The organism is Sphingomonas sp. GW821-FHT10F09 (assembly GCF_058809195.1).
The window spans coordinates 474,242-489,270 of sequence record NZ_JBXASI010000002.1; the positions used below are offsets into that span (position 1 = coordinate 474,242).

Here is a 15,029-nt window from a genome sequence, read left to right on the forward strand (position 1 = left end):
GTTTACCCGTCAATGCCGATCGCTCCACGGTTCTGTGGGATACCATCTGAACCAAGCGGCTAGACGACGCGCCCCTGCTGCGCTCATTGTAGCGGGGGGAGACGATCGAAATGCCTTCGAAGCGAGTACGGGTTCATTATCGCCACTACCATCGAGGCTCGGCTCCCTGCATTGTTGCTTCGCTCGCGGAGGCCGTCTCTGCGGCACTGAGCCATGAGGTAGACGGCGTTCAGCTGGACGCTGATGTCCAGTTACGAACGTACACTGATCCGGACTTCGGAAGCGTCATCCTGAATGGACGGTTTAGAGCCGCGAACGGCGATGTTTACGGCGAGCTCGTGCGCTTCGACCCGGAGACGAACATACCCCTCTTGATGCAAAGTTCAGCGTCGCGCGACGAGCTTGAGGTGAGGGAATTGGTCAAGCCCAATGATGCCGAGGTGTTGCGGGGGATGAGCTTCTTCTTGCTCAGGGCCGACCACGTCATCGTCATCGAACAGGATTTGTCCAACTCGATTATGGAGCGATACCTCCGATGGCTGATCGTCACGCAGACTGGGCTTTCCCAGAGCAACGCCCGCATTCAGCTCATCCCTAGGGTCTTTCTGACCGACGAGCTCGATCAAATGCCGAACGTGAGGATGATCCGGCTCAAGCCAGGCCCAGTTAGAGCTGACGAGCTCGATCTAGGCAGGAGCGCGGCTAGCTTCTCTGGCTCGCTTGATAGTGAACCGGCCACAGACGTGCTGAGCATTCTCAAGGCCGCGCATTTCGATACGGCGGTGCTTGAGCGGCTCCTGCGCGACAATGGCAGCTCACTCGAGATGAACTTAACCGTTTCGCTGAAGGCCGGCAGGTCAACGCTCAGGATCACCGGGGATGATGCGATCTCGCTTCTGCGAAACGTGCCTGAGGACGACCTGGTGCTCATCGGCGATGGCGTGCGCCGCAACCGGGGAGTCTACGAGCATCTGAGCGGACAGGTCGATGTCGAGCGTAGAGGTAACATACTGGACCGAAAGGCCGCGTGGAGAGCCCTTTCGGAGGCGGCGCGGTCCTACCGAAACGCCGGGCTGATCGAATGAGCAAGGCCCTAGCAGGCTGGGAGACGTGGACCGCCCTAGGCGTGGGCGTAGTCGCGGCCGCATCCATGCCCGCCGACTTCTACAGTTCGTCGGTTTCTGAGATCGTGACGGTCCTCGGTTTCCTCATGGCGGCCTTTGTCCCGGCGATGGTGCTCGCCGCTACGGCCCTCCGCGGGGGCAGCTTCTCGATCAAGAAGATAAAGGACCTGGGGGGCGCCATCCGGCGACAGATTAGGATGTTCGGGGGATTGCTTTTCTACGCCCTTTCGGCATGTGTAGTGCTCATTGCGGGGAAGATCGCCGGCTGGAGATTTCCGGTGCCGCCTATTCAACACGGTCCGCGGATCGCGTTTTATCTAAGCTCCGCCTACCTCGCACTCGTGACGTTTCTGATCGTCTTCCTGATCCTGCGGTTCTTCGCGTTCATCGCGGGCATTGAGAGTCTTCTCAATCTTACGATTGAAATTGCGGAGGACGAAGCTCGATCGCGAGATCGGCAGGCCGAAGTCGATGCAGACCACGAGCTCGCTAGCTACAACACTCCGGCGAGGTATGGGACCACGATTTCGAGCTAGTGAAGACGCATGACTTCAAGTGCCTTTGCGGTCAAATGGCGGCCAAGTCTGCCGTCGAGGCTTGAAAACGTTGACGCGCATCTCTTCAGAGTCCGAGCCATCGTGTCGCCACCTATGCGTGAAGAAGTTGGGATCGCGCCGTAGAGTGTCGGCTTTAAGCTGCGTTAAGTTTAGCTGAGCGTACGTGTGGTCCGAAGGTCGCCTTGTAGGCGGAGCGATCAACCGGTTGATGGCGGCTGTTCAAGCGGGGCCGTGATGTCAGACGAGATTATTAAACCAGCGGCAGGCGTAGCGAGTAGTCATACGATCGATCGTATCGAGATTGTTGATCGGGTATGCGCGCAGCCGGGCGGCCGAGCTCGCGCCGCGACATCCGCGTCAATGTCGTCGCGCCGGGACCGACCTATACCGACATGACGGCTGCGGTATCTGAGGAGATGCGGCAGATGTTCATCGAGCCCATTCCGCTCGGGCGCATGGCACGCGCCTACGAGGTTGCTGCCGCTGCCGTCTTCCGCCTCAGCGACGAAGGCAGCTTTATCTTCGGTACTGAACTTTGCCTCGATGGAGGCATGCGACAGGTGTATCCAGATGAACGGGCGGCACCCAACGCCGCGGATTGGCTGCACCGCGCGATCAGCGTTGTCGGTCTCCAGTAGGCAAAGAGATCGGCCGATCCGCCCGGCATCGCTGAGTGGAGCATGTTTTGCCCTCCTGAACGAGCGACCGAAGTTGGGCGGCGGGGAACAAGCCGCGAATGACCGCATTTGGGTCTTCACCCCGAGCGGGAAGGGGGCGCGTAAGCCCATAAACTGGACAATTCCAGGAGGTGACTCTTCGCCAACCGCCTCTTGTTCATCCGCGCAGACTGGCAATGCGACGACAGAATGATCTCGCCGAGTGAACGTGGCGCCCGCCCTTCACGCCTGACGGCATCATCACGCCCCCCATTCCGGGCCGTCCTCGTCCGGACAGAATGCATGCGGGTCGTACGGCTCCGATCGCCGCTGTGGCCGTGGTGGCCGCGGGGGGTGAAGGCGGCTTGTCCAACGGCGGCGGCAACGTCGGCGCGCCACCCCCAAACCGAACCCGGATGAATGCCGACCCGCCATCGAGCGCCTGAAAGATCGCCTCGACATCCTCACCGCGGGACATACGCCCGCCGATGTACGGCGCCCTCTCGGCCTTGATGTAGCCAAGTTGCACGCCACGCGGGCTCATCACCGCGATAGCGTTGCTATCGTGCTTGTTTTTCGGCTCAGGGATCAACTCGATCGGCTCGCCGGGCAGCGTCATCATCGCTTCGGATCGGCGATTGCTGCCGTCCGCGTTCGGGAAGTCGATCCCAACGACGGCAAGGGTAAGTTCCTGCATGCCAACGATCTATGATCTTGCAAACGTTAGCATAAGGCATAAATTCAATCGATGGCTGCCTTCGATGACACCTTCGATCCCGACCTTGGTGCGGCCTGCAATCGGTTAGCGGCGTTCGTCGAACCGCTGCCTGAAGGCGCAGTGATCGATCCGGCGTCGCAGCTGACTGAGCGCGATCTCGCAATGATCCTACGTCGGCTATACGACACGCGGCAGGCTGCACAGGTCGACCGTGGCGAACAGAGCGCGTCGCGGCCCCCAGCTCGTGCTTCGGTGCCACTCACCGCCAAGAGCTAGGTCCAGCTCATCTCCTGCGAACGGCTGATCCGCGCGAACCGTGGACCATCCGTATCTTGGGATTCAGATCGGCTTGGCGCCGGGCGTGCCGCACTTGGCGAACTTCCCATTGGCGGCCTTGCACCGCGTCGCTTTCATCGGCGCCTTGGGCGGGCATTTGATGAACTTGCCTTTCGCGTCCTTGCACGGTGCGGCAATCGACGGTGTGGCGGTCGCCAGCAGGCCCACGCTGGCCGCGGCGAATAGAAGTTTGCGCATCGACATCCTCCCGCCCGGAGATCGGGCTGATCAATGCTGCGTTTCCGTCTGCACCACGTCAAATGACGATCACGTCATGTCCGAAACGGGTGAGCTCGTATTGATCGATCCCCTCGATGCGTTCGATAGGATTTTAGAATTGGAGGCTGATGCGCAATATTGGCAAACGCTGACTGCCACCATTCCGGTGGCCGGCACCCCGCCCGTTTCTTTGACCATCGTGCGGGGTGCTGCAGTCCCAATACCTCTCGTCGTCAACTGGCGCGGGCTCTCCCGAGCAACGTCTGAGCTATCTCTTGTTCCGTAGCGACGTGCTCTTCAATGACACATTGCAGATCGAGTCCGCTGATGCCGTACTCTGCCTTTATTGCAGCGTGTGCGATGTTCAGGCCATCCATGGATTCGGACGCCACGGTCCCGTCGATCCTGTGTGGATAGCGCTCGTGGTATTGATATTTGCCAGTCGTCGCGACCACCCGACCTATCGAGTCGATAATTGAAGCGACCGCGTTGCCCGCCGCGCGGTTCACGACTTTCATCATGCCGGCGACTTGGCCCTCAAAGTCGTACTCCAGATAACACGCCCCGATTGTAGCTCCGTCCATGCGGACCGGCGCTACATATACCAGCACCTTTCTGTCGTTCGACCAGGGGTTTTTCCAGACTTCATCGGTCATCCAGTCGACCTGCGGTGGCGCAGCCATGACCCGCTGATACTGCACATAGCCCTTGAAGTTCACGGCTCGGACGGCAGCATTGTCATGCGCGCACACCGCGACGTCACCTTCGGCATCCACGACAAAGGCGTTCAGGAAATATGGGGAACACTGCAGGAGCGCGCGCAATCGGCTCAAAGCTCTTGCCTCGGCTCGTTCCGACGCGTGATTGAGCATCAAGGCCTCGGACACGCAATAGTCTGTGGCTAGCATCCTTATGTCGATTGAGCGGTCGTATAAGGTGCGGGCGAGGGTATCAGCAATAGATTGTGCGAGATCGGCGAGCCGGCCACCTTCGATGTCGCGGGCAAGCTCGTCTGCAATGATGGTTCCATGTTGAAGGTAAGCGAGCACTTCATCACGGAAACTTGAAGCAGATGTCTTCGCCAGCCCAGCAAGATTTTTTACTTCCTGCGCCACGACAGAAAAGCCCCTGCCGGCATCGCCGGCGCGCGCCGCCTCGATCGTCGCATTCAGCGCCAGTAGGTTTGTCTGTCCGGCAATCGTTTCCGCTTTGGTCGCATGAGCCGTCACTTCGTTGCTCAGCGATTGTAACAAAGAGCGAATACGACGCGGCATGACCAACTTTCCGACAGGTCCATTCTGATACCGTCTAGGTGGTTAAGCGACGGTTATCTATCCGCTGCACCGCCATCCCAATGGCGGGGGCACGTGTACCACGGTTCCGGTAAAGGCCCTTTAGCTTCAGCGAGAGCGGCAGCGCATTCACAGCTACAAATTCGATCATGCGACGAACCGCGTCAGATTCCGTGTTCCTCTTTCGTTCTTGGGAGCGTTACAATGCGCGCGACCGAGGGAATCGAGATGAACACGTTGCGGCTGCACGAAATTCCGTACGAACTGGTGCCGCGCGAGGTGCCGTTCTTCCTGTGCCGCACGCCTGCCGGCTTTCCGTCGCCTGCCCAGGACGACATGGAAGAGCCGATCGACCTCGGCGCCTGGTTGGTGGAACATCCTGCCGCCAGCTACATCATGCGGGTGGATGGTCAGTCGATGGCGGGCGCCGGGATTAACGACGGTGACCTCATCGTCGTGAACCGCGCGAAGACGCCGCGATCTGGTGCCATCGTCGTGGCGCTGGTGCATGGCGACCGCACGCTGAAGCGCCTGCGCCACATGGACGGTCGGCACTGGCTGATTCCTGAGGCAGAGGGCTATTCGCACATCCTGGTCGATGAGCATGTCGAGATCTGGGGCGTCGTGGTGGGTGTCGCCCGCAAGATGGCATGACTACGCCGATCGCGCTGATCGACTGCAACAACTACTATGTCTCCTGCGAGCGGGCGTTCGACGCCAGCCTTGTCGGTGTGCCGGTGATCGTTCTTTCCAATAACGACGGCTGCGCCATAGCTCGATCGGCCGAGGCGAAGGCGCTGGGCATCAAGATGGGTGATCCGATCCATCATCTGCGCGACAAGGTGAAGGCGCACCATATCCGGGTCCTGTCGTCGAACTACACGCTCTATGGCGACATGCAGCGTCGGGTGATCGCCGCCTGCGAGGCGTTCGCCCGCGACTTCGAGATCTATTCGATCGACGAGACCTTCCTCGACCTCGCCGGCTTCGAGGATCGCGATCTTGTCGCACATGCCCACGAGATGCGGGATCAGGTTCGCCGATGGACGACGATTCCGACGTGTGTGGGCATAGCGAACACCAAGACGCTGGCGAAATTGGCCAACGCGGCTGCCAAGACGAGCCCCGGCTTCAACGGGGTGGCTGATCTCCGCGACGACGGCGTCCGGCATGAGGTGATGCATGCCTTCCCGGTCGGGGATGTCTGGGGCGTTGGCGGTGCCACGGCCCGCAAGCTGACGGACCTCGGCATCACCACTGCCGGGACACTCCGCGACATGCCGATGAAGCAGGCGCGCGCGGTTGGCACAGTTGTGCTCGAACGTCTTGTCGCCGAGCTGCGCGGTGTCCCGTCGGCCGCCGTCGAGATGGTCGCGCCCCAGCGCAAGGGCATGGCCGTGACGCGGTCCTTCGGGACACCGGTGACCACGTTCGACGGGCTGATGGGCGCGCTCAGCCAATATGCCCTGCGCGCTGGCGAGAAGTTGCGGGAGCATGGCCTCGTCGCCGCCAGGCTAACCGCCTTCTTCCACACCAACCGTCACAAGCCCGACCGGCCGCAATACGCAGGATCGCGCACGGTGACCCTGCACCCGATGACGAATGACAGCCTTGAGCTGATCGCCGCCGCCCGTCGTGGCGCTGAACGGGCGTGGCGAGACGGTTACGCGTACACGAAGGCGGGCATTATGCTCGACGACCTTGTCGCCGCGGACATGCGACCACGAACGTTGTTCGAGGACGACACGGGCAAGCGCGATCGGTTGATGAGCGCCCTGGACGAGATCAACGGCAGGTTCGGTAAGTGGACCGCTGTGACGGCATCGCAGGGATTCAGGCGCGAATGGAAGCTGCGCTCGGAGAACCGCTCGCCGGCATGGACGACCAGCATTGCCGAGGTGCCGACGGTGAAGGCATCGAGCTGAACTCTGCCCACCCTTGGTCTACGCGCCCTCGATTACCGCAGCAGCGTCGATAATGACCTCAGGGAATGCACAGATCGCCGCAGGATCACAGATCGGCGGCCCGTTGCTCACACGGCGTCAACCTCTCCTCGACCAACGATACACCCATCGCAAGCAGCCATGTTGGCGAAGGGAGAAGCACGATGGCATTCTACGTCGCTATGTCCGGTTTTATTGCTGCCAACCTGACGGTGATCGGCGCCGAAATGCGCAACATGCGCGATGCGCGCAAAAGCCCAGCCCGCAACAGGTAGCACCAGACGCTGTTTGGCCGGTCGACTCTGACAGGCAGGTCAGGAATACTCACCAAACGAATCGATGATCGCAGGGGGCGGTTGTGCTGAACTTGATGGTGGCCGCGACCGCGGCGATTTTCGTCACGGTGGCAATCGCTGAAGAAGCTGACGCCCGCCGGGGCCGCGGAGGCGGCTACAGCCGAAACTATGGTTCGACAAAAGCCCGTCGCATCCGGTCGGGCGCGAGCTATGCCTACGCCGGAGGGGGCGGTGGTGCCTCCTACTATGCCAATTGCGCTGCGGCGCGGGCCGCCGGCGCTGCGCCGGTGCGATCGGGGCAGCCTGGCTATTCTCGCAAGCTCGATCGGGATGGCGATGGGGTCGGGTGCGAGTAGTCGGCGCTCGACGTTTTCGCCGGGCCTCCGCATAAGCTCCCCATGACGAACGGCGAACCGACTCAAGAATCGGATAACATTGAATATCTGCGCCAGCGAGAAGCGGATGAGCGAGCCGCCGCCGAAGACGCCGCCTGCATGGCGCGTACCGCGCATGAGGACTTGGCAGACGGATATGCCGACCGTGCCGAGGCAGAGCGGCAGGCGGAGGCGCAAGCAAACGCCGAGCGCACAAGGCTGTTGACCGAGATCGACAAGGTAGGCCGGGCATGAGCAAGGACAACGAGATCGGCACGATCGAGCGGGCATTCCAACTCGCTCGGTCCGGCGCGTGCCATTCCGTCGCGGACATTCGCACGCAACTCACTGCCGAAGGGCACGACGGTGTCCATGGTCATCTGAATGGCTCGACTATCCAACGTCAGCTGAAGGACGCTTTGGCCGCACGGGGACTGACATCCTCCGCAGATGAGGATGACGAGATCGATGCCTGATGTGTAACCGTGCCCGCCTGTCGAGTGAACCAGAGACGCTGTTCGAGCGCTTCGGCGCCAGCTGGGCTCAGGACGTGGTCCGGCCAAACAAGGACCCGGTCGAGCTGTTCCCGAAGAGCAAGGCGTTCATCGTTCGGGATGAGAACGGTCGGCGTGCTGTCGACCTCATGCTGTGGGACGTGCTCGGCGGTGGCGCGGCCTGGCCGATGACCAACGTCCGCAACCTGAGCCTGCCCCAGTGGCGGCGACTGGCTGCCGAACCGCACAATCGGTGCCTCGTGCCGCTGACCGAGTTCTGCGAGTGGACGCCCGACAAGCACAAGGTTGGTGATGGCCCGCCCATCAAAGGCGAGATGTGGTTCGACGTGCCGGATCAGCCGGTATTCGCTGTCGCGGGGTTCTGGCAGCAGACTGTGAAGGGGGCGGGGTTCACGATGGTCACCTGTAACCCGAACGAGCTTGTCACGCCGATCCATCCGAAGGCGATGATCGCCATCCTGCACGAGGCGGATTGGGATCGATGGCTCCGCGGCAGCTACGACGACGTGGTGGCGCTCCAGCAGCCTTACCCGGCCGACAAAATGACGGTGCGCGGCCCGGTGTTTCCGACGAGAACGGCTAGCGACTGATAATGGTCGCCCTGCCGGCGGGAGTGACGAGCAACCGGGCAGAGCGTTGTTCGACCATGACCATGCCGGCAGTGGCGAGCAACGGGCATGCCATGACGGATCGGGTCGGGAATCCCACCTTGGTACGTCAGCCAAGAGGTAGAGTTTCGGGCAAGGCCATCCGCACAGCTTTGGCCGCGGCACGCGGCTGCGAAAGCGCAAGTACTGGCCGGTACGATGGTGCAAGAATAGGGCGTAACTCAGCGATAGTTCAATGCTGGTGGCCTGCGGATCAACTTACAGGCCCAGCGCATTCATTCGGGCTAACGGCTAACTCAGCTTAATTTGATGTCTGCTCACGCCCACAGCACGAAGCCGCTGCGCGGCATTGGTGTCGGCGGTGAGATATCGCTGCCGCGCTGAGGTTTGGCTGCGCGGCGACAGCGGCACGCCGACGTTCTCGCGATCAGCCTGACACGGCGTCCTTGGCCTTTTCCGCTAGCTTGCTCAGCAGACCTTTCTCCGCCTCCTCGGCCTCCTCTTTGGTCCGGAACGCGGCGCCTTCTGGCTCTGCGGGTGGGGCGTAAACCGAGTAAAGCTTGAGCGCCGACGAGCCCTTGTTGACGATGTTGTGCTCAGCGCCCTTAGGAACAACCACGAGGTGGTTGGGACCGGCCTTGGTATGGCTGCCGTCGATCGTCACCTGCGCTTCGCCCTCGACGATGAAGGTAGTCTGGTCGGCAGAATGAGTCTCCATGCCGATCTCCTCGCCGGCGGGGATACTCATCAGAACGATTTGGACCTTGGCGTCGCGGTACACTTCCTTTTGCCAAGCTCGTTCTTGGTGGTCAGCTGAATCATGTCCTTGTTGAATATCGTCACGGCGATTCCTCTCGCTTGGGCGGCGTCAACGATGGCGGTGGGGAGGAGAGGCATTGAACCATCGATGCAATTGCACCGCTGAACAAGCGTCTGCTTCCGGGCAGCGCAGTCAGCCGCCTGGACGGCGACTTGTGGGTCGTCGCCGTCTCAAACTGACGAGCAAGACCGATCCGTCGTTTGCCCTGTTAGCATATCGGCGCGGCATCCCGGAGCAAGCCGTTTCAACTTCTTGCGGCGGTCCCGTTTTTCCATCTCCGACGGGCCGTTTCGGGAAAATACAATCGGGAAAAGGTTTTGGGAAAACGGCTGGATCGGGAGGCATCTGGAGCCCGAGCTCGCCGATGCTGTCCCTCTAAACCTTCCCAAACGGGAAAGTCGATCAGCGTCGCGTGCGCGAAGTACCAGTCACCATTCTGCCTCAAAGAACGCACACTCATGATCCTGCGTGCTGGTGGTGGCACCAAGCAGACGGTCAGCCAAGTCGAGAGGCGTACATGCGAAACAACGGCAAATCGGTGCTACTTTCGATCCTCGCTCCTGTGCTCGCATTCTCTTCCCCCGGACTCACCCAAGATAGGGCATCCCCTCTTGGTAGGGGCAGCGCAGAACCCAAGGACGTACCGGCTTCCGATTGGGGAACTCCCTCGATCGGACGTCTTGCGAATGGCGTGAGGTTTGCGATCTTGCCACGGCAAGGCCGGGAGCCTGGCGTCGCGCTGCTTATGCGCAACGAGGGCGGCTTCATCGTCGAACGTCGGCCCGGCGAACGAGGACTGGCGCATCTGATCGAACATATCGCGTTTCATAGTCCGACGGTCGCCGCCCCGGACGACTTGGATCATTTGAAGCGCATCGGCATCCAGCTGACGTTGCCGGCACCGAATGCAGGCTCCACGTCATGGCGCGAGACCAATTACTATCTCTCGACCAAGACAACGGCTCCAAATGACATCGATGTGTTGCTGACCCTGTTCAGGGATGCCGCCACGGGGATGACCCTTCGCGCGGATGCAGTCGACGCCTCGCGCGGCGAAGTCATGCGGGAAATGGCCGATAAAAAGGCCGGGAACGACATCTACGCCAGCTACATCGCCGCCATCGCACCCGGCTCGCCGAACGACGTGATCGACGCGCAGAACTCGGACGATGTGCCGGTCGCGAGCGTCGACACCATCCGCGCCCTTTATCAACGTCTCTACCGTCCCAAAAACATGATGATCGTCATCGTCGGCAACGTGAAACCCGACGTCATGAGGGCAATCATCGAAAAGCGTTTCGGAGACTGGCAGCCTGCGGATCCAGCAACACGCCCCGTACCCGTTCCGTTATTCGATCGCAGTCGCATTCGGCCGATCAGTTTCTCCACGCTGCCGCAGGGGCGTCGAACGGCGTTGATGACGGTCGTGATGCCAGCGCTGACCCCGCCATCATCACAAAACCACCAGGCGCGCGATGATCTCATGGACCTTCTGGTTACACGCGCGATCAACCTGCGCCTCTCCGCGCTTCAGGCAAACAGCCCGCACGGAAAAGTGGGCATGTTCATCGACAATGGTGAGCATGGTCAGCGCCAGATCATGCTCTGGGACAATTTCTCGGATGGCCGCTGGGAACTGGCGGTGACGAGTTTGCGACAGGTCACATGTGACCTCGCTACGTCGGGTTTTACGGCGGAGGAGTGGGACGCCGCCAAGCGCGACCTCATGGCTGATCTGAGCCGTCGTACAGCAGACATGCCGAAGGTCGCGAACGTCGATCTGGCGAAGCACTTGTCGCACGCAATTGCCGATGGTCGAGCCTTGATCTCGCCCGACGACCTGCTTCGCTATGCCCGCAGCATGCTTCCTCGGGTAGACTCACGCGCCGGTAGCAAATGGTGGCGTCAACAATGGGGTAGCGGTGTCGAACACCTTAGGGTTGAGGCACCAGAACTGTCGAAGGTTCCTGATCCGGTGTCGGCGGTTCGAGTGGCAGCAAACGAAGCGATCGGCTCATCTGTCTGCAAGGTGCGCTGACCCGATCAGTCTGCTGTCCCAAAACCTGTTGTTTCGCGGTTACGAGAAGGCCGACACATTCTCTTTTCCCGATCCCCGTGGGAACGCCCGGCCGTCTCGCAGACCGTTCCTAATCGGCAATGCCGTTCAGTCGCTCTCGGGCGTTTCCGGCCGAACCAGCTTATGGAAGGATGCCGAGAGCGGTGATTAGCAGTCTTACCGAGCGAGATAGCAGCGATGCATTGATATTGACGGCCATGATATCTCGCCCGAGATTTACACTATGAGAATGATCGTCTGGTTCTGTATTGCCGTTTCTATGTTGATCGGCGCTGTCACACCCGCATGTGCAGCGGAGGTTGCCGGTATATGGGCGCTCCGGGCGCAAGGCTCTACGCTAATGCTTTTCGAAGTGTCGCGGAGCCACGATGGTTGGGCCGGATCGTGGACGCAGCCAAGCGCGTACGACACTAATGGCGAGTACTTCAACGATATCAAAGCTGACACTACCGTTCGACGCTCTCGCGAGGCGCATAACATCGAAGATGGCGTCGAGCTTGTCTTCGATAATCCTTGGCGTGGGGGAGCGCCGGATCATATCATCATTCATGTAAGTGAGGCGGGTCACGCCAGCATGCAGTGGGCAGCGTTCAATTCGACACGATATAAATTGACGCGGATGGCGTCCCGGACCGGGTTAGGTCCGTGGCAGGTTGATCGAGGGTATGTCCCTGACATGGTCCGATCGACCAGCCCCGCTATGACGGCCATTTTCGATGCTGATCAAGCCGACCGCCTCGATCCGGCGCACATCAACTGGAAAGTTGTCTCCCTTTTCGATCGTGCCCGGAGAGAACAGACGCAAGCACTGCTAGATAGCGGGTCATTGTCGAGTGGCGATGACTTTTATCATGCAGCGTTTGTTTTTCAGCATGGTGATAAGCCCGATGACTTTATGAGGGCACACGCGCTGGCGATGATCGCTATTGCACGCGGACGCCCAGACGCGACGTGGATTGGAGCGGCAACCCTCGATCGCTATCTTCAGTACAGCGGTCGCCCGCAAATATACGGCACGCAGTTTACCCGGCCAGCTACAGATTTTACACAGGAGCCGTATCAACGCGGCCTACTGTCCGATGCAATTCGCAAGGCCAGTAATGTTCCAACTTTAGCCGCGCAGGAACATCAGCGCACGGCATGGGATCGTCGGATGCCGCTCGAAAAGACACCATAATCATTGCCGACTGTCTCAAGCGCTCCCGACCCCGCCATTCCCGTTATTCGATCGTTTTCAAGACAAACGGTGCCGCGCTATGTCGGCTACCGCCACCGGCGTTCCCCTAAGCGGTTGTTCAGCTCTCCACAAAAGGCGGACGTTCGGTCATTCAATTTTGCGGAGGAAGAGGCACCTTTCCCAAAGTGAACGAATGGCAGAAATCAGGACGCGTCAATGTCGCGCCGAATGTCTGCAATTGGGTCCTGCCTCTGGCAGGAGGCGGTGTTATAGGTAAAAGATGGCCACCCAAATCCCCTCTCGGCTTTACAAGTACCGAACGCCCGACATAGGCCGGATGGTAGACATTCTGCTGCTTAATCAGATGTGGGCAGCAGATCCGACGACGTTCAACGATCCGTTCGACTGCTACCCACACATCGATCTGACCGGCACGTACGACGAAGCGCGAGCCTGGATGGCCTTACGGATCGCCCGTACTGGACAAACCATATCCGAAGAAAACCAGCACGCGCTTGCAAAGCAAATCGAGCGTGACGGTTTCATCAGCCTAATGGAAGAGAGTCCGGAAGCGACCTTCCGCGAGTCGATCTCCCAGTTCGGTATTATCGCACTGACCACCGATCCGACGGATATCCTGATGTGGAGCCATTACGCTGAGAACCATACCGGGGTGTGCCTCGAGTTCGCGACGGATGTCAAACCGTTCCTAACCGCGGCCAAGGTTAGATACGATGAAGCGCGTCCTGTATTCAGGCCAATGATGGCCGATCGCAGCGATCTGATCGAACGCGTTCTGCTGTGTAAGGCAAGATTCTGGCAATATGAGAACGAGTGGCGATACTTTCGCGTCGGCGCTGGCCTGGTCTCCTTTGAGCCTTCAACGCTCACATCCATTATACTTGGCGCTGCAGCGAAGCCGCAATTTGTGGCTCAACTCAGGGCCTTGATTGATCAGCGTCAGGCACCGATCGAGGTTAAGCAGGCGTCTTTCGACGCGCGCGAATATAAGCTGTACGTCGATCGGGTCGACTAATCGTGGATCGTGTCATCCAATTCTATTCCGGGATCGATTTATCAGGGTCAGCAGCCATTGATGTGAGCGTGGTGATCTGACTCAGGCTCGGCGAGACCGAGATAAGCGACCTGTTTTAGTTAAGCGACGAGCAGATGGAGCGGCTGCGTCCGGTCTTCCCAAAAGCGACGGCAGGCCTCGGGTGGACGGTCGGCGGGTTCTCAGCGGCATCGTGCATCGGTCAGCTAGCCACGTGAACGAACGTCCGCTTGTGGCAGTAAGCAAAGCGCCTCCGAATGTCGTTAAGTGGGTCGAGGTGGCGAGCCGTTGGCTGTCAGCGTTGGGTCACCACCGTGCGGTTGTGAAACAGCACGACGTCCGCGAATGCCAAAAAGCCTACGCCAGACGCTACCGTCGGGTAGTGCCTCCGCTATCTGATCGGGCAACTGCGACAGCGGCCGATGAATGCCGCGGTATGAACGATACCGCGGCTAACCGTTATCCGGCGATGGTAGAGACCGAACCGGAATCGACTCTGATGCCGGCGCCATTGATGAAACTCGCCTGCTCGGAGCACAGGAAAGCGACCGCTGCGGCCACCTCTTCGGCCCGCCCACGTCGCTTAAGTACCATGCCCGGCCGCTCCTCTTCGAGAAAACTCGCGATCGCCTCATCGAAGCTCTCGCCGCGTTCCTCCGCCCGTTTGCGCATCATCGTGTCCGTCATTGGTGTCGCGATGAACGCGGGCGAAACGGTGTTGACCAGTACGTTGTCGCCGCCATAGGCCTTGGACAGCCCCTTCGCGAGGGCGAGAATACCTGCCTTGGATGCGCAATAGGCCAATTCGTCGATGTAGGGCTGGACCGCATCTTCGGAGGCGAACAAGACGATCCGGCCCCAGCCATTCTCGCGCATTGCCGGAATGGCTTCCCGGCACATCCGAACCGCGCCCATCAAATTGATGTCGAGCGTATCCTGCCAGCCTGCATCGTCGACATCGAGGAAGTCGCCCGTCGCTCCCGTCACGCCTGCGGCGTTGACGTAGATGTCCGGGTTGCCGAGCCTGTCGCGCACCTGCGCCCAGATCGACCGCACGTCGTCGGCATTGGTCACGTCGCCCGTGACGGCGATGACCTCGCCGAGTGAGTCAAGGTCCGCGATCGCCTCGTCCAGCGTACCATCGGGCCGATCGGTGATCGCAACGCGGACCCCCGCCTCGAGCAGCAGGCGTGCCGTTTCCCGTCCCATGCCGGAATCCGCGCCACTGATAAGCGCGATGCGGTTCTTGATACCCAAATCCAT

General features: G+C 60.3%; 18 protein-coding genes. 13 read left to right on the forward strand and 5 right to left on the reverse strand.

What is annotated here, in order from left to right:
* Positions 1-110: 110 nt before the first annotated feature.
* From AC1RTO_RS10300 to AC1RTO_RS10310, 3 genes are all read left to right on the forward strand, one after another.
* Positions 111-1,085 (forward strand): hypothetical protein, encoded by a 975-nt coding sequence (locus AC1RTO_RS10300; RefSeq protein ID WP_493160776.1) that lies wholly within the window; start codon positions 111-113, stop codon positions 1,083-1,085.
* Complete coding sequence (locus AC1RTO_RS10305) at positions 1,082-1,660, forward strand: hypothetical protein (RefSeq protein ID WP_493160777.1); 579 nt, start codon at positions 1,082-1,084, stop codon at positions 1,658-1,660. The genes AC1RTO_RS10300 and AC1RTO_RS10305 overlap by 4 nt, the downstream gene beginning before the upstream one ends.
* Positions 1,661-1,995: 335 nt before the next feature.
* The gene (locus tag AC1RTO_RS10310; RefSeq protein ID WP_493160778.1) at positions 1,996-2,319 is read left to right on the forward strand and encodes an SDR family oxidoreductase; all 324 of its coding nucleotides are present in this window, start codon (positions 1,996-1,998) and stop codon (positions 2,317-2,319) included.
* 196 nt (positions 2,320-2,515) lie between these two features.
* Here AC1RTO_RS10310 and AC1RTO_RS10315 read toward each other — a convergent pair whose 3' ends face one another.
* Positions 2,516-3,034 carry an HIRAN domain-containing protein gene (locus AC1RTO_RS10315; protein WP_493160779.1) on the reverse strand — a complete coding sequence of 173 codons (519 nt, stop codon included), beginning with the start codon at positions 3,032-3,034 and terminating at the stop codon, positions 2,516-2,518.
* Between the two features lie 51 nt (positions 3,035-3,085).
* Between AC1RTO_RS10315 and AC1RTO_RS10320 the strand changes: the two genes are divergently transcribed.
* On the forward strand, positions 3,086-3,331 hold the full coding sequence (locus tag AC1RTO_RS10320) for a hypothetical protein (protein WP_493160780.1): 246 nt from the start codon (positions 3,086-3,088) through the stop codon (positions 3,329-3,331).
* Between the two features lie 63 nt (positions 3,332-3,394).
* On the opposite strand, the gene AC1RTO_RS10325 is transcribed toward AC1RTO_RS10320, so the two are convergent.
* Together AC1RTO_RS10325 and AC1RTO_RS10330 are read right to left on the reverse strand one after the other, a co-directional pair.
* Entirely contained in the window at positions 3,395-3,595 is a 201-nt protein-coding gene (locus tag AC1RTO_RS10325) for a hypothetical protein (RefSeq protein ID WP_493160781.1), read from the reverse strand.
* 248 nt (positions 3,596-3,843) lie between these two features.
* Positions 3,844-4,884 carry a cache domain-containing protein gene (locus AC1RTO_RS10330; RefSeq protein ID WP_493160782.1) on the reverse strand — a complete coding sequence of 347 codons (1,041 nt, stop codon included), beginning with the start codon at positions 4,882-4,884 and terminating at the stop codon, positions 3,844-3,846.
* 222 nt (positions 4,885-5,106) lie between these two features.
* On the opposite strand from AC1RTO_RS10330, the gene AC1RTO_RS10335 reads away from it, so the two are divergent.
* The 6 genes from AC1RTO_RS10335 (at position 5,107) to AC1RTO_RS10360 (ending at position 8,620) form a co-directional block, all read left to right on the forward strand.
* Complete coding sequence (locus tag AC1RTO_RS10335; protein WP_493160783.1) at positions 5,107-5,556, forward strand: LexA family protein; 450 nt, start codon at positions 5,107-5,109, stop codon at positions 5,554-5,556.
* On the forward strand, positions 5,553-6,827 hold the full coding sequence (locus AC1RTO_RS10340; protein WP_493160784.1) for a Y-family DNA polymerase: 1,275 nt from the start codon (positions 5,553-5,555) through the stop codon (positions 6,825-6,827). Before AC1RTO_RS10335 ends, AC1RTO_RS10340 begins: the two co-directional genes overlap by 4 nt.
* Positions 6,828-7,215: 388 nt before the next feature.
* A complete protein-coding gene (locus AC1RTO_RS10345; protein WP_493160834.1) occupies positions 7,216-7,497 on the forward strand; it encodes an excalibur calcium-binding domain-containing protein in 282 nt (93 codons plus the stop codon).
* A 42-nt stretch (positions 7,498-7,539) separates the two neighbouring features.
* Complete coding sequence (locus tag AC1RTO_RS10350; RefSeq protein ID WP_493160785.1) at positions 7,540-7,770, forward strand: hypothetical protein; 231 nt, start codon at positions 7,540-7,542, stop codon at positions 7,768-7,770.
* Positions 7,767-7,991 carry a hypothetical protein gene (locus AC1RTO_RS10355; protein ID WP_293873212.1) on the forward strand — a complete coding sequence of 75 codons (225 nt, stop codon included), beginning with the start codon at positions 7,767-7,769 and terminating at the stop codon, positions 7,989-7,991. Before AC1RTO_RS10350 ends, AC1RTO_RS10355 begins: the two co-directional genes overlap by 4 nt.
* Entirely contained in the window at positions 7,991-8,620 is a 630-nt protein-coding gene (locus AC1RTO_RS10360) for an SOS response-associated peptidase family protein (RefSeq protein ID WP_493160786.1), read from the forward strand. Before AC1RTO_RS10355 ends, AC1RTO_RS10360 begins: the two co-directional genes overlap by 1 nt.
* A 445-nt stretch (positions 8,621-9,065) precedes the next feature.
* Here the strand turns inward: AC1RTO_RS10360 and AC1RTO_RS10365 are convergent, their stop codons facing one another.
* Entirely contained in the window at positions 9,066-9,386 is a 321-nt protein-coding gene (locus AC1RTO_RS10365) for a cupin domain-containing protein (protein ID WP_493160787.1), read from the reverse strand.
* An 817-nt stretch (positions 9,387-10,203) separates the two neighbouring features.
* Between AC1RTO_RS10365 and AC1RTO_RS10370 the strand changes: the two genes are divergently transcribed.
* The 3 genes from AC1RTO_RS10370 (at position 10,204) to AC1RTO_RS10380 (ending at position 13,748) form a co-directional block, all read left to right on the forward strand.
* The gene (locus AC1RTO_RS10370) at positions 10,204-11,496 is read left to right on the forward strand and encodes a M16 family metallopeptidase (protein WP_493160788.1); all 1,293 of its coding nucleotides are present in this window, start codon (positions 10,204-10,206) and stop codon (positions 11,494-11,496) included.
* A 268-nt stretch (positions 11,497-11,764) separates the two neighbouring features.
* A complete protein-coding gene (locus tag AC1RTO_RS10375; RefSeq protein ID WP_493160789.1) occupies positions 11,765-12,712 on the forward strand; it encodes a hypothetical protein in 948 nt (315 codons plus the stop codon).
* A 280-nt stretch (positions 12,713-12,992) separates the two neighbouring features.
* Positions 12,993-13,748 (forward strand): DUF2971 domain-containing protein, encoded by a 756-nt coding sequence (locus tag AC1RTO_RS10380; RefSeq protein WP_493160790.1) that lies wholly within the window; start codon positions 12,993-12,995, stop codon positions 13,746-13,748.
* A gap of 477 nt (positions 13,749-14,225) precedes the next feature.
* Here AC1RTO_RS10380 and AC1RTO_RS10385 read toward each other — a convergent pair whose 3' ends face one another.
* Entirely contained in the window at positions 14,226-15,029 is an 804-nt protein-coding gene (locus AC1RTO_RS10385; RefSeq protein ID WP_493160791.1) for an SDR family NAD(P)-dependent oxidoreductase, read from the reverse strand.

Excerpts from the sequence above, each read along its gene's own strand:
- AC1RTO_RS10300 (WP_493160776.1), top strand. The coding sequence starts at position 111 with ATGCCTTCGAAGCGAGTACGGGTTCATTATCGCCACTACCATCGAGGC.
- AC1RTO_RS10305 (WP_493160777.1), top strand. The coding sequence starts at position 1,082 with ATGAGCAAGGCCCTAGCAGGCTGGGAGACGTGGACCGCCCTAGGCGTG.
- AC1RTO_RS10310 (WP_493160778.1), top strand. The coding sequence starts at position 1,996 with ATGCGCGCAGCCGGGCGGCCGAGCTCGCGCCGCGACATCCGCGTCAAT.
- AC1RTO_RS10315 (WP_493160779.1), bottom strand. The coding sequence starts at position 3,034 with ATGCAGGAACTTACCCTTGCCGTCGTTGGGATCGACTTCCCGAACGCG.
- AC1RTO_RS10320 (WP_493160780.1), top strand. The coding sequence starts at position 3,086 with ATGGCTGCCTTCGATGACACCTTCGATCCCGACCTTGGTGCGGCCTGC.
- AC1RTO_RS10325 (WP_493160781.1), bottom strand. The coding sequence starts at position 3,595 with ATGTCGATGCGCAAACTTCTATTCGCCGCGGCCAGCGTGGGCCTGCTG.
- AC1RTO_RS10330 (WP_493160782.1), bottom strand. The coding sequence starts at position 4,884 with ATGCCGCGTCGTATTCGCTCTTTGTTACAATCGCTGAGCAACGAAGTG.
- AC1RTO_RS10335 (WP_493160783.1), top strand. The coding sequence starts at position 5,107 with ATGCGCGCGACCGAGGGAATCGAGATGAACACGTTGCGGCTGCACGAA.
- AC1RTO_RS10340 (WP_493160784.1), top strand. The coding sequence starts at position 5,553 with ATGACTACGCCGATCGCGCTGATCGACTGCAACAACTACTATGTCTCC.
- AC1RTO_RS10345 (WP_493160834.1), top strand. The coding sequence starts at position 7,216 with ATGGTGGCCGCGACCGCGGCGATTTTCGTCACGGTGGCAATCGCTGAA.
- AC1RTO_RS10350 (WP_493160785.1), top strand. The coding sequence starts at position 7,540 with ATGACGAACGGCGAACCGACTCAAGAATCGGATAACATTGAATATCTG.
- AC1RTO_RS10355 (WP_293873212.1), top strand. The coding sequence starts at position 7,767 with ATGAGCAAGGACAACGAGATCGGCACGATCGAGCGGGCATTCCAACTC.
- AC1RTO_RS10360 (WP_493160786.1), top strand. The coding sequence starts at position 7,991 with ATGTGTAACCGTGCCCGCCTGTCGAGTGAACCAGAGACGCTGTTCGAG.
- AC1RTO_RS10365 (WP_493160787.1), bottom strand. The coding sequence starts at position 9,386 with ATGAGTATCCCCGCCGGCGAGGAGATCGGCATGGAGACTCATTCTGCC.
- AC1RTO_RS10370 (WP_493160788.1), top strand. The coding sequence starts at position 10,204 with ATGCGCAACGAGGGCGGCTTCATCGTCGAACGTCGGCCCGGCGAACGA.
- AC1RTO_RS10375 (WP_493160789.1), top strand. The coding sequence starts at position 11,765 with ATGATCGTCTGGTTCTGTATTGCCGTTTCTATGTTGATCGGCGCTGTC.
- AC1RTO_RS10380 (WP_493160790.1), top strand. The coding sequence starts at position 12,993 with ATGGCCACCCAAATCCCCTCTCGGCTTTACAAGTACCGAACGCCCGAC.
- AC1RTO_RS10385 (WP_493160791.1), bottom strand. The coding sequence starts at position 15,029 with ATGGATTTGGGTATCAAGAACCGCATCGCGCTTATCAGTGGCGCGGAT.